Annotated in this window: 4 protein-coding genes; 1 reads left to right on the top strand and 3 read right to left on the bottom strand. The window is 62.9% G+C overall.

Annotated elements, in window-relative coordinates; all coding sequences use genetic code 11:
• Positions 1-165 precede the first annotated feature (165 nt).
• Entirely contained in the window at positions 166-1,740 is a 1,575-nt protein-coding gene (locus AC1DKD_RS39365; protein ID WP_441631859.1) for an MFS transporter, read from the top strand.
• Between the two features lie 183 nt (positions 1,741-1,923).
• On the opposite strand, the gene AC1DKD_RS39360 is transcribed toward AC1DKD_RS39365, so the two are convergent.
• From AC1DKD_RS39360 to AC1DKD_RS39350, 3 genes are all read right to left on the bottom strand, one after another.
• Positions 1,924-2,244 (bottom strand): hypothetical protein, encoded by a 321-nt coding sequence (locus tag AC1DKD_RS39360; protein ID WP_045235519.1) that lies wholly within the window; start codon positions 2,242-2,244, stop codon positions 1,924-1,926.
• Positions 2,245-2,495: 251 nt separating this feature from the next.
• On the bottom strand, positions 2,496-3,959 hold the full coding sequence (locus tag AC1DKD_RS39355) for a DegQ family serine endoprotease (protein WP_477144575.1): 1,464 nt from the start codon (positions 3,957-3,959) through the stop codon (positions 2,496-2,498).
• A gap of 166 nt (positions 3,960-4,125) precedes the next feature.
• Positions 4,126-4,428: a GIY-YIG nuclease family protein gene (locus AC1DKD_RS39350; protein ID WP_441631855.1), complete on the bottom strand. Its 303-nt coding sequence runs from the start codon at positions 4,426-4,428 to the stop codon at positions 4,126-4,128.
• Positions 4,429-4,659 lie beyond the last annotated feature (231 nt).

The raw sequence follows: 4,659 nt of genomic DNA, 5'->3' as shown, positions 1-4,659 counted from the left end.
TACCGAACTCGTACTGACGGCCGCCGGCCTGCACATGCTGCAGCGCGTCGCGCCGGCCGTGCACGCTGCCTACGCCGAGGCCTGGGAACCGTTGGGAGAAAGCGGCCTTGCCACCTCCACGCGCGCCCTGAGCCGCATGCACCAGAACCTGCTCAAGCTGGAACCATGAAAACAGCTTCCGCACTGCAACCGCTGCGGCTGGGACTGCGCTGGCTGCGCCTGCTCAGCCATCGGCAGCGCCAGACGCTGGTCATGCTGTTGCTCGCGCTGGCCACGTCAGTGGAATTCCTCGAGAACATCATGTTCGTGTTCGCATCGAGCCATATCGTCGGCGGCGTCGATGCCGACCCGCGCAGCTTCGCCCTGGTCCAGGCCGCCTACGCCGTGGGCAGCATGTTGATGATCCTCAAGCAACAATGGCTGGCGCAACGCTTTGGCTATCGCTATTACCTTACCGGCGCATTGCTGATCTTCATGGCGGGCACGCTGGCGGCGGCCACCAGCTATTCGCTGCCACAGCTCGTTGGTGCGCGCTTCGTGCAGGGCGTCGGTGGCGGCGCGCTGTTTACTAGTTGCCGCATCCTGGTCAATGTGATGTTTGCGCCGGCAGACCGGCCGCGCGCCTCCCGCATCTTCATGCTCGGTATTTTCACGGCATCCGCGCTGGCGCCGGCCATGGCTGCGGAGCTGATCGAGCATGGCGTGTGGCAGGACGTGTTCTATGGCGTGCTGCCCTTCGCCGCGCTGGCAGCGCTGGGTGCCTGGCTGCTGCTGCCCGATGCCGAGCCGTATCAGGATGATTCCGGCCCCGCGCTGGGCCCGCTGCTGCTCTTCGGTGCCGCCGTGGTGAGCTTGCAGGCCGCCATGACGGAAGCCCGCTTCGATATCTTCTCGCACCCGCTGCGGCTGGCCCTGATCTGCGCGCTGGGCATCGGCCTGTTGATGGGGTTCCTTTGGCAGCAATGGCACCACAGCACGCCTGTGCTCCATCTGCGGGCGTTGCGCAACCCGGTCTACCTGACCGGGCTGGCCATGTATTTTGTTTACTACCTGATCAGCAACCTGAGCGGCTACGTGTTCCCGATCTACGCCGAGCAGGCACTAGGCCTGCCGCTGGCGACAACCGGCTGGCTCAACACCTTCGCGGCCACGGTTAGCCTGGCGGGCATCTTCATCTACCTGCGCTTCGCTCCGCGCCTGCCGCGCAAGAAGCCGCTGATGGCGAGCGGCCTCTTGCTGATGGCCGCTGCGGCCTGGTGGTTTTCCTCGATGCCGCCCAACGCCGGTCCGGCTGCGCTGGCATGGGGGCTGGTCGGCAAGGGACTGTTTGGCGTGATGGTCATCATCCCCATTGCGGGCCTGACCTTTCGTTCGCTGGCCGGTGACGATTTCGCCCACGGCTATCGCAGCAAGAACCTGCTTCGCCAGATCGCTGCCTCCTTTGCGTCAGCGCTTGGCGCCGTACTCCTGCAGAACCGGCAGTTTGCCGTGCATACCAGCCTGACCAGCGCGCTCGGCCAGCATCCGGAGCAGACGCAGCAGTGGATGGACATAACGCAAGCGGTATTGGGCGCTCGCGGGCTCGATGCAATCCATGCCCACCGGGTCGCGCTCGTGCAACTGGCTGGACTGGTGGATACACAGGCCAGGCTGATCGCGTGCGAGGATCTCTACCGGCTGATCGCCGTGCTTGCCCTGACGGGAGCTGTCTTTATGCTGGCGCAACGCCGCCTCGATTGAACAGCGCTTGCCGACGACTGGGAGGTTGGTGCCGGGGAGAAGGCAGAGCTGTCTGCCGTGCCGGCCGCGTCATGTCCACGCGAGGAGCTGACTGGCCGTGCCGGAGCGGTTCGCTCCGCTGAAACGCGGCGCCGAGCGCGCGCGTACTGTTCTTCGCAAAAAAACGTTCTGTTGGCGGTCTGCTTAAAACAGCGCCAGCTGGCGCATGCCAAAGCCAATGGTTTCTTCCACGCGCATGCGGGCATGTGCGAGCGAGCCCTCCGCGCCGGAGTAATTACCGGCCGCCCAGTGATAGACCACCGGCATATCGCCGCGATCGGACAGGCGTACCTCGCCCAGCTTCTCGCCGCGCTCATTGCGGTAGAAGTGCGAACGGTAGCCACGCTCCCAATGCGGAGCGGCTTCGGCCTTCTTGCGTCGGCGCGGGGCGGGCTTGGCTTGCGGCAGGCGCCGCGCCCTTTCGGTCCCCGTGGTCGCGGACGTCCGGGTGAAATCCAACTGCATAGACTTCCTTGTGTCATCGAGTCAGCAAGATGATTTACGCATCAATGGCCGAGGCCATCGCGGCGTGTCTTGCGTCGCAGTCGAGATAATACCTGTTACCGAGCGTTCTGGCAGCCCTTCTGCACCGGAATTCGGCGCCCAATAAGGCTTGGCGGGCCGGCACGTATACCTTCGCGCCGGCCCGCCCGTACTTCATGCCGATGTTAACACCGCGGTTAACTCTGTGGTTAACTCGGCTGTTAACTTCATTCTCAACCCAGATCCAGCGGGATAAAGATACGGGCATCGTCGCGCTGCACCAGCAGTGCAACCTGCTTGCCCGACTTCGCCACCAGTGCCCGCAACTGCTCCGCCGAACTGATCGGCGTACCGTTGATCGACAGGATGACGTCGCCCGGCTGAATACCGACCTTTGCGGCCGGGCCCGCGACATCCTGGACCACCAGCCCGCCGTCAATGCCGCTGTCGCGCCTCTCCGTCGGACTCAGCGGGCGCACGGCGAGGCCAAGTTTGCCGCCGGTGTCATTGGCGGGACTCTTGCCGGCGACGACCGCATCCTTTGCCGTACCGACCTTCACCGTCAACGTCAGGGGCTCGCCCTTGCGGATCACCTTCAGCGACGTCTGCGTACCTGGGGTGATATCCGCCACATGTTCCGGCAGGTCGCCAGAGTGATCGATCACGTCGTTGCCGAGTTGCACGATCACGTCGCCCGGCTTCAGGCCAGCCTTGGCTGCCGGGCTGTCCGGCTCGACCGAATTGACCAGCGCGCCGCTAGGCTTTGGCAGCCCGAACGATTGCGCCAGGGCCTGGTTGACCTCCTGCACGCCGATACCGAGGCGGCCGCGCGTGACCTTGCCATGCGCCACCAGTTGCGCCTGCACCTTGGTTGCCACGTCGATCGGGATCGAGAACGACAGCCCCTGATAACCACCGGTCTGGCTGTAGATCTGCGAGTTGATGCCGAYCACTTCGCCTCGCTGGTTGAACAGCGGTCCGCCCGAGTTGCCGGGATTGACAGCTACGTCGGTCTGAATGAACGGCACATAAGTATCGTCGGGCAAGGAGCGCGATTTCGCGCTGACGATGCCGGCGGTCACGGTATTCTCAAAACCATAAGGCGAGCCAATGGCCAGCACCGGCTCACCCACGCGCACGCGCGAGGGGTCGCCCAGGCGTACCGTTGGTAATTCCTTGGCATCGATCTTGATCACCGCCACGTCCGTTTGTGCGTCCGCACCAAGGACCTTGGCCTTGAATTCACGGCGATCGGTCAGCTTGACAGTCACCTCCTGCGCGCCGTCCACCACGTGCGCATTGGTCAGGATCAGGCCATCCGGGCTAACGATAAAGCCCGAGCCCAGGCCACGCACCAGTTGCTGCTGGCCATTCTGCGGGGCCTGGAATTGCGGTCCGAAACGCTTGAAAAACTGGAACAGCGGATCATCCGGGTCCATACCCTGCGGCACTTGCGCCGACGTACGTTGCGCGCGCGCCGTCACGCTGATATTGACCACCGCCGGGCCGTACTGATCGACAATGCTGGAAAAATCGGTGGGAGCCGCCACAGCCAGGGGTTGGGCCTGGGCCGTTACGGGCGCCTGTGCGGCATATCCCGGCGTGATGACTTCCTTCTGCAGATAGGTATACCCCCCGGCAAGAGCGGCCAGGGCAGCAATACCGATGGCTGAGCGTGCGAGCGTCTGGCGAATCATGGCGTTTTCCCTTTCTTGGTTACCTCAGGCGTCCGGGCTGGCTGGACGCGACAGGACCATCCTAAAGCGCGATCCTTAAACCAGACTTAAGGAAGGTTAGAGGGCACTGTCGGTGGGCAAGAAGGGTTCCGCCGATGGGCGGTGGATAACGGTACGGGGGTAAAGCTCAAACAGGATCGACACCAGGAGTCCTGGCCACTTTTTCCGCCAATCTCACGCAAAACACCCGCTTCTGCGCAGAAGTCATCTTCTTTGCCGCCGCCTCGGCTTTTGAGGCTTCAGAGCGGTTATCAAAGCGCTGCCAGCCCAGGATCCTGATGGGTTTGCGCGATCGCGTATATTTAGCACCCGTTCCCGCCTGATGTTGGGCAAAACGTCGTTCGACATCCGTTGTAATGCCGGTGTAGATCGTGTTGCCCTCGCATTCGAGCAGGTAAAGAAACCACGAGGCTTCGCCGTCGGCTGGCATTCGGATGATTTAAGAGGGGCGACGCGCAAAGGCAGCCGGAACAGTGATTATGCGTGCAGCTGACGCCCGGCGCAAAGAATCAGGCACAAGTGTACCGATCAGCGTAAACGAAGCCGCAAAAGCAAAACCCCCCAGTACTTTCGTACTGGGGGGTTTCAAGGGAGAGCCTGGCGATTACCTACTTTCACACGGGTATCCGCACTATCATCGGCGTGGAGTCGTTTCACGGTC

The organism is Cupriavidus sp. 05T313, from assembly GCF_056396665.1.
The sequence above is the reverse complement of the archived record's forward strand: the minus strand, read 5'-3'. Positions and strand labels throughout refer to the sequence as shown.